This is a genomic window from Aquamicrobium zhengzhouense (assembly GCF_016124105.1).
GTDB classification, from domain to species: domain Bacteria; phylum Pseudomonadota; class Alphaproteobacteria; order Rhizobiales; family Rhizobiaceae; genus Aerobium; species Aerobium zhengzhouense.
Genome location: NZ_JADGMQ010000003.1, coordinates 22199 through 38112, shown reverse-complemented (window position 1 = coordinate 38112; position 15914 = coordinate 22199). Strand labels below are relative to the sequence as shown.

Below are 15914 nucleotides of genomic sequence, written 5' to 3'. Positions count from 1 at the left end.
CCGTCTCCCTTTAGGAGATGGGGCCGTCCCCATCGCATTGTCCGAAGGCCGGGTCGTCCCGGCAGGGGGAGATATGGGACCGTGGCCTTCCAAGGTCAAGCGGGTTCCCCTGCAGCGCGGATTAGGCTAAGTCGGCTGCAAAAGAGCCTTCAGAGCCGCTTAGCTTATGGGAAATGTGATGTCCGAAGCCCTTGATCTCACCGGGCGCGTTGCCCTTGTCACCGGTGCCTCCCGCGGGATCGGATATTTTCTGGCGAAAGAGCTTGCCGCTGCCGGGGCGCACGTCATTGCTGTTGCGCGTACTGTCGGCGGACTTGAAGAACTCGACGACGAAATCAAGGAAGCAGGTGGCCAGGCCACGCTGGTTCCTCTGGACCTCACCGACATGGCTGGTGTCGACCGCCTTGGCGGAGCGATTCACGAGCGCTGGGGCAAGCTCGACGTACTGGTAGCAAATGCGGGGATCCTAGGCGTTATTGCACCTCTTGGGCACGTTGAAGCGAAGGTCTTCGAGCGGGTCATGAATATCAACGTGAATGCCACCTGGCGGCTTATTCGCTCGGTCGACCCCCTGCTTCGCCTCTCTGATGCGGGACGCGCAATCATCATGTCGTCTGGCGCTGCTCATTCGGCCAAGGCTTATTGGGGGCCCTATGCAGCCTCCAAGGCCGCCGTAGAGGCAATGGCACGTTCCTGGGCGGATGAGACGAAGAACCTGCCGCTACGCATCAACAGCGTCAATCCGGGCGCTACCCGCACGGCGATGCGAGCGCAGGCGATGCCTGGTGAAGATCCAACTACCCTACCCCACCCGTCTGAAATCGCTGCCAAGATCGTTCCCCTCGCCAGTCCGGCATTACAGGAAACCGGCGCGATCTTCGAAGCTCGTACAGGCAAGTTCCTCCGCTACAGCATGCCCAAATAGAAACTCGCCACACTATCGACCGCAATTATCGCCCATGCTATGAAACTGGCACTTGACGAGCCAGTTTCAGTCTGCGGGATCTTGCAAATGAAGACATCCTTGCTCATCGCTTTCGGGCTTGTGGTGATGACCACAGCGTCGGGGCATGCTGACGTTTTCAGTTCTCAAACCTTTGACGGCGGATCGGCGACGCTCGACGCGTTGCCGGGGGTCAATCTTGACATCGTACCCGGCATGAATGGCTCGTCGGGAAATTGTTCTGAGACGATGGTTCCGTCGTATTCCGGCAGTTTCTCCGGCGAAACCAGGGCATCTACCTGCCGATATGGGAACTTTTCTGTCACGACAAGCGGCACAAATCCGGCGCGCAATCACCTTGACCTGACTTATGGCGGCAACCCGCCACCATGGGAACAAGGCTGGCGTCCCTAAACATTTATTCAATTGGCAGATTGACCACAACGCGACCCGCGCTACCCTGTTTGGGCTCATCCTGCCCAAACAGGCTTGAACCGGAGACGCGCTTTGATCCTGATTACAGTTGTCATCGCGGCCGTCGTCGCAGCGTGGCTGTTGCTCACGTTCGTTCATGCGCGCAGGCAAAAGATCACCCTGCGCCAAGCGCTGCTGTACGCTCCCCTCGCCCTGATATGGCGGATAGACGCCGGCGCCCTGTCCAAGACCGCCGCCGACGACGGACCGTTGCTCTACGTCGTATCACACCAGTCACGGCTGGACCCGGCGCTGATGCTCTGCCTGTTGCCGGAAAACACCCTGCATATTCTTGACGATCACGCAGCTTCATCTCCATGGCTGGAGCCTTGGCGCGATCTGGCACGAACCATCGCCTTCAATCCGGAACATGTATTCGTCAGCAGGCGGCTGGTTCGCGTGTTGCGCGGCCGCGGGCGCCTGTGCGTCTACCTCGCTGCCGACATGGACCCCGCTTCTCGCGCCTTTCGCCTCTATCGGGCGGTAGCACGCATCGCATTGCGCGCGGAGGCGAAGGTGGTTCCGATCCGTGTAGACGGAGCCGAGAAGCTCACATCCTCATTCGTCGACGAAGCCAAGACAAGCCAGCCTTTCGCTCGTCTCACTATTCGTACACTGGCACCGGCAACGCTCTTGGAGCTTCGCCAGCGCAATCCAGAGATAACCACAAACTCAAGCGCACTTTTTGCGCGGATGGAAGAGCTTCGCCAGCGTCCTCCGGGTCCAAACGACTGAAACTCTCGTGCCGTGATTCAATTGACAGCGTCAGCGCTTGCCCGAGCAGCCTCGAGCCTTTCCCGGCGCGCGTAGGCAATGAAGCTGAACGGGAGGAACAAAAGATAGGCGATTGCGGTAGCCGCCATGGTCTCCCAACTGAAGCTGAACAGAAGAGCGACGTATAGAACGATGCCAAGGATCATCGGCATCACGAGGTCACGGCGGATTCGGATACCTGTCTTACCTGAGTAGACAGGTAGCTGGCTGACCATCAAAAGCGCGATCGCGACGGAAAAGGCGCTGCACACATAGGCGGTCAGCTCGCTTCGCGGCATGCCGAGAAAGCCGAGATATAGGGGCAAGAGCACAAGCAGCGCCCCTGCGGGCGCAGGCACACCCACGAAGTAATCGGCTTTCCAGGCCGGACGATCGTGATCCTCCAGCATGACATTGAAACGTGCAAGGCGAAGGCAGCAGGCGATTGCGAAGAGCAGCGCCGCGATCCAACCAAACGCATCCGCCTCTTTAAGCAGATACGCGTAAAGGAGCAGCGCGGGCGCGGCACCGAAATTGACAATGTCGGCGAGCGAATCCATCTGGGCGCCGAAATTCGACGTGCCCTTGAGCATGCGCGCGATACGTCCGTCCACCGCATCGAGAAGCGCGGCAATCAGCACCATCGTCACCGCGAGTTCGAAGCGCTGCTCGAACGCCAGACGAATACCGGTTAGGCCAGCGCAGATCGCCAGAACCGTCATCAGATTGGGAAGAAGCACCCGCAGCGGAATTCCGCGCAGGCTGCGTCCAGGATTAGCTCCGCCTTCGTCTTGCGTGTCTTGATCCATCGGTCAGGAAACCCTTACCAGAGGAGTACGCGGCGCGCCGAATTCGGCAAGAATGGTTTCGCCGGCAACAGCGGTCTGCCCAACTGAAACCATCGGTGCAAAGCCTTCCGGCAGATAAATATCGACCCGCGACCCGAAGCGGATCAAGCCGAAACGCTCTCCGGTCGAGATATCGTTGCCCTGCTCAGCCCAGCAAAGGATGCGGCGCGCGACAAGACCAGCGACCTGAACAACGCCAACACGGCCGTTCGGGCTGTCGATCACGAGGCCGTTTCGTTCGTTCTCCACGCTGGCCTTATCAAGCTCGGCATTGAGGAATTTCCCTGCACGGTGCTCGATCGTCGCGATCCGTCCGCGCACCGGTGACCGGTTAACGTGGCAGGAGAAGACGTTCATGAAAACCGAAATGCGGAGCATCTCGGTGCTCGAGAGCCCCAACTCACGAGGCGGAACCGCCGGACCTACTGCAGAAACGATACCATCGGCTGAACTTATGATCAGACGATCGTCAATCGGGGTGACGCGTTCGGGATCTCGAAAGAAATAGGCGCACCATGCGGTCAGGATCGCGCCGATCCAGAACAGGCTGGTCGAGAAGATTCCAAGGATAATTGCAACGGCAGCAAAGGCGGCGATGAATGGCCAGCCCTCGCGGCGCACCGGCACAAAAGTATTTCTGATCGTGTCGGCAATGCTCATGCGGACGGTCTTCCCCCGATGGAAACTGGAGGTGGACCTTTAACGGATTGGGGATGCAAGAGCAACGAGGCCAATACATGCGAAATGCGTGTACTGGCCTCTAGGCGGTATGTTTATGTGTCGCGGTTGAGGGCGACAGACGGATCAGCCCTTCTCTTCCTCGACTTCAGGAGTGCGACGGCGAACGAGAATGCCCATTTCATCTTCCTCGCGGGCACGCCGTAGCGTTTCCTCAGCCTCGGTTGCCTCCCGCTGGCGATCCCACATCTGGGCATAAAGTCCGCCGGCTGCGAGAAGGTCAGCGTGGCGTCCGCGCTCTGCGATCTCACCTTCCTTCAGGACGATGATCTCGTCTGCGCCGATGACGGTCGAGAGACGATGCGCAATCACCAGGGTGGTGCGATCACGACTTACGAGGTCAAGTGCTGCCTGAATCTCCTGTTCCGTCTGCGTGTCGAGCGCAGACGTCGCTTCATCCAGCATCAGGATCGGCGGAGCCTTCAGGATCGTGCGGGCAATCGCAACACGCTGCTTTTCACCACCTGACAGCTTCAGCCCGCGCTCACCGACCATGGTGCGAAACCCATCCGGCAAGCGGAGGATAAAGTCCTTGATCTGCGCGAGTTCGGCAGCACGCGTGACCTCCTCCTCGGTAGCAGACATGCGGCCATAGCGAACATTGTAGAGAATGGTGTCGTTAAAGAGGACCGTGTCCTGCGGAACCATGCCGATCGATGCTCGCAGGCTTTCCTGGGTCACATCGCGAATATCCTTGCCGTCAATGCGAATGCTTCCAGATTGAATATCGTAGAAGCGGAACAGCAAGCGAGAGATCGTTGATTTTCCTGCGCCCGAAGGCCCGACAATCGCGACGGTCTTTCCAGCAGGCACCTCGAACGAAATCCCTTTCAGAATAGGTCGCTCAGGATCGTAGGCGAAGTGAACATTGTCGAAGGAAATGGTTCCTTCCTTGACTACGAGGTCATGTGCGCCTTCGCCATCAGTCACCTCCGGCTTCACACCAAGCAGGTCGAACATCTGCTCGATGTCGGTCAGCGCCTGCCTGATCTCGCGGTAAATGAACCCGATGAAGTTCAGCGGGATCGACAGCTGCATCAGCATCGCGTTGACGAACACGAAGTCGCCGATGGTGTGTGTGCCGCGCGAGACCTCCCATGCGGAGAGAGCCATCACGGCCGCCATGCCGACACCAAAGATGACGCCCTGGCCGAAATTCAGCCAGCCGAGCGACGTCCACGTCCTGGTTGCGGCATCCTCGTAGCGAGCCATCGAACGATCGAAGCGTTGTGCCTCCATCTTCTCGTTCGAGAAATATTTGACCGTCTCATAGTTAAGCAGCGAGTCGACCGCTTTGGTGTTGGCATCCGTGTCGCTCTCGTTCATCTCGCGACGAATGGAGATGCGCCAGTCGCTCGCCTTCACCGTGAACCAGGTGTAAAGCCAGACAGTTACGGCAATGATCGCAACATAAACCCAGCCATAGACGACCCAGAATATGATCGCGGTGAGCGCAAACTCCAGAACCGTCGGGGCTGTGTTGAGAATCGTGAACCGGACGATCGTCTCAATGCCCTTCACACCACGTTCGATGATGCGGGACAGGCCGCCGGTACGCCGTTCAAGGTGAAAGCGCAACGATAGATTGTGCATATGCACGAAGGTGCGATACCCGAGCTGCCGAACGGCATTCTGGCCCACACTTGCAAACAAAGCGTCGCGCAACTGGTTGAACCCAAGCTGCACGATACGCACCACATTATACGCCAAAACCAGCATCACTGGCGCCACCAGCACAGCTGGTATCCAAGCCGCCGGGGTTAAGTCACCAGTAAGCGCGTCCGTCGCCCATTTAAAGAAGTACGGAACCAGGACCAGGATCAGCTTGGAGATGACCAGAAAGAAACTAGCCCACAGGACCCGCCTCTTCAGGTCCGGCCTGCCTTCCGGCCACATATATGGCCACAGATTTGCCAGCGTCCCTAATGTCGAGCCGGAATCGGCTGAAACGGTTTTTGAAGCCAAAATCTTCGTCCTGTAATTCGTATCAGGCCTGGCTGGATGGATGACCAGCACAGGAAGAAAGCAAACTGCTAATCGCCACTGAGAGTTCTGCCAGCGCGGCTCGATCGGCTTCGTAGCGCGACCGCTGCCGTTCCGAAGTCACGCGCACAAGCCCGGCATCCACCAGCACCTTGAGGTGCTGCGAAATCGTGGACTGCGCCAAATGCATCCGCTCCACGACGTCCTTGCAGCAGCAGGCATCAATGCCAGCAAGGTGCTGCAGAATATCAATTCGTGCAGGATGCGAAAGCGCCGCGAGCTTTGCAGCCATCTCGACGCTATTGTGCAACTGACATCCGCTTGGCGGGGCTGAGACTTTCATCGTACATCGCCGATATACGATGAAAGAGCCAGTTTCAAGGCGCGGCAGGATCATGCGCCGCGCAAATTTGAGCCATCCGAGATTTTACGGCGTTACGACCTGATCTGAAATCGCTTCCAGATCCGCTTGCTCGCCTTCGGCAGTCTCCCTCGGAACGGTGAACACCTGCCCCGGCCAGATCAGATCGGGATTGCGAATCTGTTCTTGGTTCGCGAGGTAGATCGTCGAGTAGCGAACACCGCGGCCGTAGACTCGGCGCGAGATACGCCACAATGAGTCGCCTCGCCGAATGATGACGGACCCGTCCACACGCTGCAGCGCGGGCGCGGTAACACCCTCGCCTGAAACGCCAGCAGATGTAGGCGCGTCTTGCATGTCAGCTGAAGAAACTTCCTTCTGCGCGGCATCAGGTCCTGCCGGGGATCGATCTTCTATTTTTCGACCCTCCGTCTGCGCTGGCTGCTGCATAGCAACTGCGGAGATAGCTTCACCTGCCTCGCGCTCGAATGGCACCGCCGCACGAGCAACCACAGATCCATCTGCGTCAAGGAGGTCAGCCCGGATGATGTAGCTCCCAACAGGCAGGTCGCGCTTTGCTTCTACGAGGAAGCGACCAGCCTGCGAGACGCGCGAGTCGCCCAACAAGGTGTCTCCGGCGTAGACGCGAACAGTGTGCCCCGGATCAGCCTGACCAGCGACGAAAATCGTGTCGCCTTCAATCTCTACCGCTTCAACGATGACACTGCCGGTCTGCGCAGGTTGACCATCTTCTGCGGCCTGCTCTTGGGGCGAGAGTTCAGCAACATCCTGCTCGGCAGGTGTCTCATTGGCTAGTGCCGGTTCCGATTCTGCCTCGTCAACGACACCCAGCTCGGCTTCACGCTCACCTTCACGGGCTGCTGCCTCTTGCTGCGCAACCGCATCATTGGCCGTGTCTGGTACTGAAGGAGCTTCTTCTTTTAGCTCTCCCGCCGCAGTGTCCGCTGGTGCTTCCGGAACTGTCAGCAATTGCGCAGGAGCACCTGGCTCCTCGATCATGGCGAGTACCTGGCCATTCTTTGTTTCAGGCACCGCGACGATTGCGGTTTCTGCAGACTGCACACTTTGGCCATCCGGCGTTGTGGCCCGCAGAGACAGCACGTAGTCGCCAGGCTCGAGCGGATTGTCGAAGACGATGACAAACTCGCCTTCCGAACTTGCCTCAGTGTCAGCAAGCAGTGCGTCACCGTGAAGGATTTCCACCCTCGCCGTTGCAGGCGCGGTCCCGGCGACAACGACCGAACCGTCTGGCTCGGCTCTAAGAATGTCGAAGTTGGGCGGGGCCAGCCTTCCCTGCTTCGGCGCGGTCTGCGGTTCCGTCTGTTGCTCCTCGCCATCACTTGGAATTTCCGACTCCGCGCTTTCCTCCTGCAGTTGCGACTGCGGCTGCGACTCGGCTCGCATCTGCGCAGGCTGCTGAGCTTCCGGTTGAGTTTTTTCCACCTCAGCAATTGCTGCAGGTTCACGAACTGACCACGGGTCGAACACGCCTGTCACATAAGCGGCCCCTGTCGCTGCAATTACGCCTCCCCCCACGAACAGGAGCGCCTTGAGCCAGCCTGGCATCATGATAGAGCTTTTCCTTTGCCTGCGTTTTCTTGCGTCTAGCCTGTTTTACATAGACCTACAACAAAAACACCCTGAAGGGTTGACCATCCCCTTGGCGTAGTCACCATTCTCCGCATGAATATGATTCGATCGATCTGCGTTTACTGCGGTTCTTCGTCGGGCCGTGGCGATACTTATGTCGAAGCCGGCTATTCACTTGGTCGCGCCATTGCCTCAGCAAATCTGCGTCTGGTGTATGGCGGCGGCACCAAGGGCATCATGGGCGCTGTTGCCCGTGGGACCATGGAAGGCTCTGGCCGGGTTCTTGGCATCATCCCTCGCTTCCTGATGAACAAGGAAGCTACCGAAGCAGCGCTCGGGAAACTCGACCAGCTTGTCGTCACCGAGGACATGCATGAGCGCAAGCACAAGATGTTCGAAGAATCGGATGCTTTTGTGGCGCTACCCGGCGGGATCGGAACGCTGGAAGAAATCGTCGAGATCATGACCTGGGCGCAGCTCGGACGCCACCGCAAGCCAATTGTCTTCGCAAATGTCGACGGATTTTGGAACCCGATGCTGACCCTTCTCGACCACATGCGCGACGCCGGTTTCGTGCACACCGGTCATCTGGTTCAGCCGCTGGTCGTTGATTCCATCTCTGCGATCATCCCGGCAATTCTCGCGGACGCTGCTTCCTCGGGAACGCCGACGGAAGGCGACCCGAGGGTTATCGATCGGATGTGATCGCGGGCTTCTGCCCAAACAGCATCGACCATGTGTAAAGGGCCAGCGCGCTTACAATGAGTGCGAAGGCGATCATGCGGCCAGTGCCGAACGGTTCACCAAACACGAACACACCGATCAGCGCGATCATCGTCGGTGCGATGTATTGCATGATGCCGATCGTAGAGATCCGCAGAAGCTTGGCTCCGAAAGCAAACAGGATCAGCGGCACCGCCGTGACGACACCTGACGCAAGCAGCATCAGCATGTTGTAGTTATTATCGAGGAAGTGACCCTCGCCGCGTGTCTGCAACCAGATAAGGTAGGCGAGGCACGGCACGCTCAAAATAAGCACCTCAAGGAAGAACCCCTGGCTTGGGCCGACCGGCAGCGTCTTCCGCAAGAACCCGTAGATCGCGAACGAGAACGCCAAAATCAACGATACCCATGGCAATCCACCCGCATCTACGGTCAGCACCACAACCGCACTGGTGGCCAGCAGGAGGGCAACAAGCTGTAGTCGCGTGAACCTCTCCTTGAGAAACAACGCCCCGAACATCATGCTCACTAGCGGATTGATGTAATAGCCGAGCGCCGTTTCCACCGCTCGGTCGGCCGCAATAGCCCAGACATAAACGCCCCAATTGACCGTGATGATGCCGGCTGTCAGGGCAGCCATCATCAGCGTCCGCGGTTGTTGGAAGGCGGTCTTGATATCGCCGGTGCGCCCCAAGAGCAGCAAGACCAAACCGGCCACGGGGACAGACCACACGACGCGATGTGCCACAATCTCGATAGGCGGAATGTGTGAAACCGCCTTCATGTAAAGCGGCAGGAAGCCCCAAAGCAAGTAGGCCGAGAATGCGTAGAAGAAGCCGCGTCTCGCGTCAGCCGAACCCGATTGGCCTTCGGCGGCCGGCGCCAGCTTCAATTGTTCCTGCATTTCAAACGCTGTCCTTTAGCCAGACTTCCTACACCGGCGTGAGTGGAGCAACCAATGCGATTTTCTGATTGGATGATCAACGCGGCTGCAAAGTCGAACGCTATTCCGCCGCCACCGCGACAGCCTCCCGGTTCTTCACCAGTTTGAAGACAATGGAATCCATCAGTGCCTGGAACGAAGCGTCGATGATGTTTTCGGAAACGCCGACAGTGGACCAGCGCGCACCGGTCGCATCGTGCGATTCGATGAGGACGCGGGTGATGGCCTCTGTGCCGCCGTTCAAAATTCGAACCTTGAAGTCTGAGAGAGAGAGATCGGCAATCTCGTCCTGGAATTTGCCAAGGTCCTTGCGCAGCGCAATGTCCAGCGCGTTAACCGGGCCGTCGCCCTCGGCCACCGACATTTTTTCTTCGCCATCAACGACCACTTTCACGATGGCTTCCGACACTGTTTTCAGATGACCATTAGCGTCAAACCGTCGCTCAACCATGCAGCGGAACGCAGAGACACGGAAGAATTCCGGGACCGTTCCCAAGGTGCGGCGCGCCAGCAGATCGAAGCTCGCATCGGCCCCCTCATAGGCGTAGCCCTGCGCTTCCCGCTCTTTTACGAGCGCGATCAAGGTGTCGAGCCTGGGGTCGTCTTTGGCGACCGAAATGCCGCGACGCTTTAGTTCAGCGATGAAATTCGACTTGCCGCCCTGATCGGAGACCATAACCTTACGGATATTGCCGACCGACTCGGGCGGCACATGTTCGTAGGTCTCCGGCTCCTTCAAGATGGCGGAAGCGTGGATACCGGCCTTGGTAGCGAATGCCGAGGCACCGACATAAGGTGCCTGCTGCTCCGGTGCGCGATTCAACAACTCATCGAAACTGTGCGAAAGGCGCGAGATGCCCTCCAGCTTCTCAGGCGTGATCCTGGTCTCAAAGCGATCCGCATAGACGGGTTTGAGCACCAGGGTGGGCAAAATCGAAATCAGGTTCGCGTTTCCGCAACGCTCACCGATGCCGTTCAGCGTTCCCTGCACCTGGCGAACGCCCGCTTCGACAGCCGCGAGCGAGTTTGCGATCGCCTGACCAGTATCGTCATGAGCGTGAATGCCAAGGTTTGCGCCGGGAATTCCGGATGCGATGACCTTCCCTACGATGTCGCGAATTTCCGACGGAAGCGTGCCGCCATTGGTGTCGCACAGCACTACCCAGCGCGCGCCCGCCTCATAGGCGGTTTTGGCGCATGCCAGGGCGTATTCCGGATTGGCCTTGAAGCCGTCGAAGAAGTGCTCGCAGTCAACCATTGGTTCCTTGCCAGCATTCTTTGCAGCCAGAACCGATTCATGGATGGATTCGAGATTTTCTTGGTTCGTGCATCCGAGCGCGACGCGAACGTGATAGTCCCAGCTCTTGGCCACAAAGCAAATCGCGTCCGATTTTGCCTGCAAAAGTGTGGCGAGGCCGGGATCATTCGAGGCTGAAATTCCCGCACGCTTGGTCATCCCAAAAGCAACGAAGGTGGCCGATTTCGTACGCTTCTTTTCGAAGAACGCCGTGTCGGTCGGGTTCGCGCCCGGATAGCCGCCTTCAACGTAATCAAAGCCAAATTCATCCAGCAGACCGGCAATAGCTATCTTGTCCTCGACCGAAAAGTCGACGCCCGGCGTCTGTTGGCCGTCGCGAAGGGTCGTGTCGAAGAGGTAGATGCGCTCGCGTGTCATGCTTTGCCCGCAAATTTGTCAGTAGCGTAGATGAGGCGATCGAGGATCCCCGGCTCGGAAAATGCATGCCCGGCGCCCTCGATCAGGTAGAATTCGGCGTCCGGCCACTCTTTGGACAATTGCCAAGCATACCGCGCAGGGCATGGCATGTCGTAGCGGCCGTGGACGATCAAGCCGGGAATACCCCGAAGCTTGTGCGCGTCACGCAAAAGTTGTCCTTCTTCGAGCCATGCACCGTGGGTGAAGAAGTGATTTTCGATGCGCGCGAAAGCGATTGCATAATCCGCTTCACCGAATGTACTCGCTCCAGGATTGGGAAGAAGCGTGATCGTCTGGCCTTCCCACATGCTCCAGGCTCTTGCAGCCTCAAGCTGAACATTCCGGTCCGTGCTGGTCAGGCGCTTTCGGTAGGCAGCAATGAGGTCGCCCCTTTCGGCCTCCGGAATCGGCGCCAGAAAATGCTCCCATTTGTCCGGGAACATCTCGGAGACGCCGAACTGGTAGTACCAGTCGAGTTCTGCTCTGGTCAGGGTATACACGCCGCGGACCACGAGCTCGCTGACCCGATCGGCGTGTGTCTGCGCGTAGGTCAGCGCAAGAGTTGATCCCCACGAGCCACCAACCACCAGCCACTTTTCAAAACCCGCCATCTCCCGCAGGCGCTCAATGTCTGCCACGAGATGCCAGGTCGTATTGGCCTCAAGCTCGGCATGCGGCGTTGAACGACCGCATCCGCGCTGATCAAAGAGGATCACATCATACAGCTCGGGATCGAACAGGCGGCGATGAACCGGCGAAATGCCGCCGCCTGGCCCGCCATGAAGGAAGACGGCCGGCTTGGCACCTCTGGTTCCCACGCGTTCCCAATAGATGACGTGGCCATCGCCTACATTAAGGTGGCCGGTCTCAAACGGTTCGATCTCCGGGTAAAGTGACCTCAGTTCGCTCACAGCTGAAGCCCTTGCGCCGGCCAGTATTCGGTTTCGTGATCCGGATGCTGGAACGAGATTATCGATTCCTGCCGGGTATTTGCGGTGGTTTCCTGATAGATCTCTGCATCAAAGATTTCTTCCACCCAAGGCAGTCTCGATTGGTGGTTCACCTGGATCTGCGGCTTGAGGTCCGACCGATCGTCGAAAGAGCCGATCGAAATCTCAAGACGCCCTGGATGGCGATAGGTCAGTGGGGTACCGCATCGAGGGCAGAACCCCCGGTCGATATTCACAGACGACTGATAGTAAGTCGGCTCCTCCCGGACCCACTCGACGCCGTCCTTGGGCGCGGTCACAAAGGCCGAGAAGAACGACCCGAACTGCTTCTGGCACATGCGGCAATGACAGATCGAAGGTCTGCCCAGCTGCCCATGGATGCGGTAGCGCACCGCTCCGCACTGGCAGCCGCCGGTCCGTACGGTATCACTCATGTCTCTCCTCCCGAGGCCAAGATTCCGTGTCGTGATCTGGATGCTGATTACTGACGATCGACGCGAGGAACGAGGCAGCTTCGACGTCCTCCTCCGTCAGGCGACGAGGCAGCTTGTGGATCGTATCCACGTAAGGGATTTTCGTTTCGACACCGAACTGAACGGTCGGTGCGATGGCTTCGGGGGTGTCGAATGCACCAATTGCAAGGGCCAGACCGTCCGGCGCTTCGTATGTAAGGGGCGTTCCGCACTCGGTACAAAAGCCACGCTGCACGTGGTTGGACGACCGGTAGCGCTTCGGCTCCCCTCGCGTCCAATTCAGCGTTCCTTCCTGAACCGTGACCAACGGGGCGTAGAAATTGCCAAACGCTTTCTGGCACATGCGGCAGTGGCAGACAGAAGCACCAGCCAGCGCTCCCTCAATCCGAAACCGTACTGCTCCGCACTGGCACCCACCGGTGTAAAGAGGCTTGTTGTCGAGGCTCATTGCAAACGCTCCTCTCTTGATGCTGCTTCGTTCTTGTCCGGCACCGCCCGCCCTTCACTATGCAGACATTCAAAGATGAGAGCACGCAGAAGGTTGCCCTGGCGTCCGGATAATCGGAACCTGGAACACATGGAGGCTGCCGTCGGTCGCATTAATGACGGACTTCCCACGTAGTGATCCGTTCGCCGGTCTCCGGGTTCTTGCCATCCTTGAGCTGAATGCCCTGGGCAAGCAGTTCGTCGCGGATTCGGTCGGCCTCGGCCCAGTTCTTGTCGCGAATGGCAGCAAGACGCTGCTCGACGTAAGACGCGACATCAATGTCAGTCTTGAGCGACGAGAGATCCAGGCCAATCAACGCTGCTGCGGAAAACAGGGCCGACGACGAGATGTCCGAGTTGAGCAGGCGCAAATAAGCCGCCATATCGAGATCATCAGCCAACGCTGAAAGGAACTCTTCGCCCACCCCTTGCGCGCTTCCGCCTTCAGCGCGGCGCCGCCATTTAGCGATCAGGCTCTCGGCTTCCTCTAGCTTTCTAACCGAAAAATCGATCGGCTCGCGATAATGCGTCATCAGCATTGCGAGGCGGAGGACCTCGCCTGGCCATTTACGTCCGCCGAACTTCTCGGTCTCAAGCAGGTCGTGGATGGTGACGAAGTTGCCTTCCGATTTGGACATCTTCTTGCCTTCAACCTGCAGAAAGCCATTGTGCATCCACACATTGGCCATCCGATCGGAACCGAAAGCGCAGCAAGACTGGGCAATCTCGTTCTCGTGGTGAGGGAAGACGAGATCGATGCCACCGCCATGAATGTCGAAGACGTTCTTCATCGGATCGTCGCATGTGAGACCGCCACCGAACGGCTCAAGCAATTTCGCCGTCGACATGGCCGAGCACTCAATGTGCCAGCCGGGACGACCGTTGCCATCAATACCGGCTGGAGAAGGCCAGCCCGGTTCACCATCCTTCGACGGCTTCCAGAGGACAAAATCCATCTCGTCGCGCTTGTAGGACGCAACATCGACGCGCGCGCCTGCAAGCATCTCGTCAAACGGCCGGCGAGATAGCGCACCGTATCGTGGCCCGGAGCGGGAATTCATCGACGTAGGCGAGAAAAGGACGTGCCCTTCAGCGACGTAGGCAACGCCTTTCTCCACGAGGATCTCGATCATCGCCTTCATGTCGTCGATGTGTTCGGTCGCACGCGGCTGCGCATCGGGCTCCAGGCACCCAAGTGCCTTCACATCGGACTGGAACTGGTTGTTCGTGACTTCGGTGACTCTGCGGATCGCCTCGTTAAGCGGAAGATCAGGATAATCCCGCGCAGCGCGGGCGTTGATCTTGTCATCCACGTCCGTGATGTTGCGGACATAGGTGACATGCTGCTCGCCATAAACCTCGCGCAGAAGCCGGTTAAGCACATCGAACACGATTACCGGACGTGCGTTACCGATATGAGCAAAGTCGTAAACGGTGGGACCGCAGACATACATGCGCACGTTCCGCCGATCGATCGGCTCGAACTCTCCCTTGGTGCGCGTCAGCGTGTTGTAGAGCCGAAGCTTCAGTTCTGACATACAGTCCCCCTGGCCTGCTGGCCGGGGCGTTTTCTCGTGCCTGTATGAAGAGCGAAAACGACCGGACCAGCGAGCGCGCTAGTCGATAATGCAAATGCCAATAATGGCGAGAGCCGTTTTCATCGCCCGCTTATCGCGCTGCCCGCACTTGCCGTCAAGTGACCGGGGAAAGTGCAGCAGGCAAATTCGCGGGCGCGTATCGATAAGGTTTGATTAAACATGTCGGCAAAATTACCCGGTAATGCCGCTTCCACGCCGTGGCCCCAACACGCTGCTGCCTGATTTCACGCCGACCCTTTCCACATGTTCAACGCGCCCACCGGGCAGGAAGACGGAACGCGTATTATGGAAAAGCAGTCACCACTGATGGCAGAGCAGGAACGAGCACAGCGTGCAAAATACGCCGAACTGACTGCGCATTACGGCAATATCGGCCCCGCTGCTATTCTTGCAGCTCTGGCATGTGCCCAGCGCCGCGAAGAACAGGAAGCACGCATCGCCAAGATTGGCAGGCGGATCGCGGCCTAGCGCTAAAACAGCGACAGCTGGTCGTCACGTTTGACGCTGGCGCGCGGCGTGACGGGAGGTTCAGCCACCTTGTCCTGCAGATCGGGTCCGACGTTCGCCACTTTGTTCACCTTGTCGGACACAGGAATGGCTTCGAAGAAGTCCGGCTGGATCGGGCGCATGATGTCGCTGACATCGCGTGGTTCCTGCGTGATGCAATCGAGCCAGCGTGTGTAGTCTTCCGGCATGACAACGACCGGGGCACGATCATGGATTGCAGCGAGTTCGCCTGTCGCTGCGGTGGTCAGGATCGCGCCGGTATCAATTTCTGAACCGCCTGGCTCGGAGTAGGTCTCGATTAAGCCGCCAAATGCAAAGACGCCGCCATGTCGAGGACGTATCCAATATGGCTGGGTTCGCTTGCCCGGAAGTTTGCGCCATTCGTAAAAACCGGAAGCGGGAATCAACACGCGGCGGTGCCGCATCGCAGCCCGAAAGGACGCTTTCTCCGCAGCGGTCTCGGATCTCGCATTAATGAGCATAGGGAACTGCTTCACATCCTTCACCCACCCGGGGATGAAACCCCAACGGACCAGGAAGGCATGACGCAGTGGCAGATTCGAGCCGGCTTCGCGAGTGGGTGCCGGCCCCACCACCATGATAGGCTGCGTTGGCGCGATATTGTAGCGGGGGGGAAACGCATCGACGCCGGATGCTGCAAAATGCTCCTCCACCACTATGGGCGCTTGAGTGAGGGCGAACCGGCCACACATCGCGAACTTCCTTATGCACACGCATTTGTTTGAGAGGCTAACCTTGGCTCGACATATAGGCACGATGGGTGTGACCAGCCAGAGTCAGCGCGATCT

The 15914-nt window shown here is 58.4% G+C and carries 17 protein-coding genes; 5 read left to right on the top strand and 12 right to left on the bottom strand.

Annotated elements, in window-relative coordinates:
• Nucleotides 1-178: 178 nt before the first annotated feature.
• From IOD40_RS06185 to IOD40_RS06175, 3 genes are all read left to right on the top strand, one after another.
• The gene (locus IOD40_RS06185) at nucleotides 179-925 is read left to right on the top strand and encodes an SDR family NAD(P)-dependent oxidoreductase (protein WP_198475440.1); all 747 of its coding nucleotides are present in this window, start codon (nucleotides 179-181) and stop codon (nucleotides 923-925) included.
• A gap of 87 nt (nucleotides 926-1012) precedes the next feature.
• Nucleotides 1013-1357, top strand: coding sequence for a hypothetical protein (locus tag IOD40_RS06180; RefSeq protein WP_198475437.1), 345 nt, complete (start codon nucleotides 1013-1015; stop codon nucleotides 1355-1357).
• Nucleotides 1358-1450: 93 nt separating this feature from the next.
• Nucleotides 1451-2152, top strand: coding sequence for a 1-acyl-sn-glycerol-3-phosphate acyltransferase (locus IOD40_RS06175; protein ID WP_198475435.1), 702 nt, complete (start codon nucleotides 1451-1453; stop codon nucleotides 2150-2152).
• 17 nt (nucleotides 2153-2169) lie between these two features.
• Here the strand turns inward: IOD40_RS06175 and pssA are convergent, their stop codons facing one another.
• The 5 genes from pssA to IOD40_RS06150 form a co-directional block, all read right to left on the bottom strand.
• Complete coding sequence (pssA, locus tag IOD40_RS06170) at nucleotides 2170-2979, bottom strand: CDP-diacylglycerol--serine O-phosphatidyltransferase (protein WP_198475433.1); 810 nt, start codon at nucleotides 2977-2979, stop codon at nucleotides 2170-2172.
• A 3-nt stretch (nucleotides 2980-2982) separates the two neighbouring features.
• Nucleotides 2983-3678, bottom strand: a complete 696-nt coding sequence (locus tag IOD40_RS06165; RefSeq protein WP_198475431.1) for a phosphatidylserine decarboxylase — start codon at nucleotides 3676-3678, stop codon at nucleotides 2983-2985.
• A gap of 144 nt (nucleotides 3679-3822) precedes the next feature.
• Nucleotides 3823-5724 carry an ABCB family ABC transporter ATP-binding protein/permease gene (locus IOD40_RS06160; protein ID WP_198475952.1) on the bottom strand — a complete coding sequence of 634 codons (1902 nt, stop codon included), beginning with the start codon at nucleotides 5722-5724 and terminating at the stop codon, nucleotides 3823-3825.
• 19 nt (nucleotides 5725-5743) lie between these two features.
• Nucleotides 5744-6031, bottom strand: coding sequence for an ArsR/SmtB family transcription factor (locus tag IOD40_RS06155; RefSeq protein WP_198475429.1), 288 nt, complete (start codon nucleotides 6029-6031; stop codon nucleotides 5744-5746).
• Nucleotides 6032-6166: 135 nt separating this feature from the next.
• Entirely contained in the window at nucleotides 6167-7690 is a 1524-nt protein-coding gene (locus IOD40_RS06150) for a LysM peptidoglycan-binding domain-containing protein (protein WP_198475427.1), read from the bottom strand.
• Between the two features lie 114 nt (nucleotides 7691-7804).
• On the opposite strand from IOD40_RS06150, the gene IOD40_RS06145 reads away from it, so the two are divergent.
• Nucleotides 7805-8416 (top strand): LOG family protein, encoded by a 612-nt coding sequence (locus IOD40_RS06145; RefSeq protein ID WP_198475425.1) that lies wholly within the window; start codon nucleotides 7805-7807, stop codon nucleotides 8414-8416.
• Here IOD40_RS06145 and rarD read toward each other — a convergent pair.
• The 6 genes from rarD to cysS form a co-directional block, all read right to left on the bottom strand.
• Nucleotides 8400-9338, bottom strand: a complete 939-nt coding sequence (gene rarD / locus IOD40_RS06140) for an EamA family transporter RarD (RefSeq protein ID WP_198475423.1) — start codon at nucleotides 9336-9338, stop codon at nucleotides 8400-8402. The two genes, IOD40_RS06145 and rarD, sit on opposite strands and share 17 nt — an antisense overlap.
• A gap of 100 nt (nucleotides 9339-9438) precedes the next feature.
• Nucleotides 9439-11052: a citramalate synthase gene (gene cimA / locus IOD40_RS06135; protein WP_198475421.1), complete on the bottom strand. Its 1614-nt coding sequence runs from the start codon at nucleotides 11050-11052 to the stop codon at nucleotides 9439-9441.
• Nucleotides 11049-12002, bottom strand: a complete 954-nt coding sequence (gene pip / locus IOD40_RS06130) for a prolyl aminopeptidase (protein WP_198475419.1) — start codon at nucleotides 12000-12002, stop codon at nucleotides 11049-11051. The genes cimA and pip overlap by 4 nt, the downstream gene beginning before the upstream one ends.
• Nucleotides 11999-12475, bottom strand: a complete 477-nt coding sequence (locus tag IOD40_RS06125; protein ID WP_198475417.1) for a GFA family protein — start codon at nucleotides 12473-12475, stop codon at nucleotides 11999-12001. The genes pip and IOD40_RS06125 overlap by 4 nt, the downstream gene beginning before the upstream one ends.
• Nucleotides 12468-12962, bottom strand: coding sequence for a GFA family protein (locus tag IOD40_RS06120; RefSeq protein ID WP_198475415.1), 495 nt, complete (start codon nucleotides 12960-12962; stop codon nucleotides 12468-12470). Before IOD40_RS06120 ends, IOD40_RS06125 begins: the two co-directional genes overlap by 8 nt.
• Before the next feature lie 151 nt (nucleotides 12963-13113).
• Nucleotides 13114-14538, bottom strand: coding sequence for a cysteine--tRNA ligase (gene cysS, locus IOD40_RS06115; protein ID WP_198475413.1), 1425 nt, complete (start codon nucleotides 14536-14538; stop codon nucleotides 13114-13116).
• Between the two features lie 303 nt (nucleotides 14539-14841).
• Here cysS and IOD40_RS06110 point away from each other — a divergent pair, with 303 nt between their 5' ends.
• Nucleotides 14842-15066 (top strand): hypothetical protein, encoded by a 225-nt coding sequence (locus tag IOD40_RS06110; RefSeq protein WP_233713875.1) that lies wholly within the window; start codon nucleotides 14842-14844, stop codon nucleotides 15064-15066.
• Nucleotides 15067-15068: 2 nt separating this feature from the next.
• Here IOD40_RS06110 and IOD40_RS06105 read toward each other — a convergent pair whose 3' ends face one another.
• Nucleotides 15069-15818, bottom strand: a complete 750-nt coding sequence (locus IOD40_RS06105; RefSeq protein WP_198475410.1) for an SOS response-associated peptidase — start codon at nucleotides 15816-15818, stop codon at nucleotides 15069-15071.
• Nucleotides 15819-15914 lie beyond the last annotated feature (96 nt).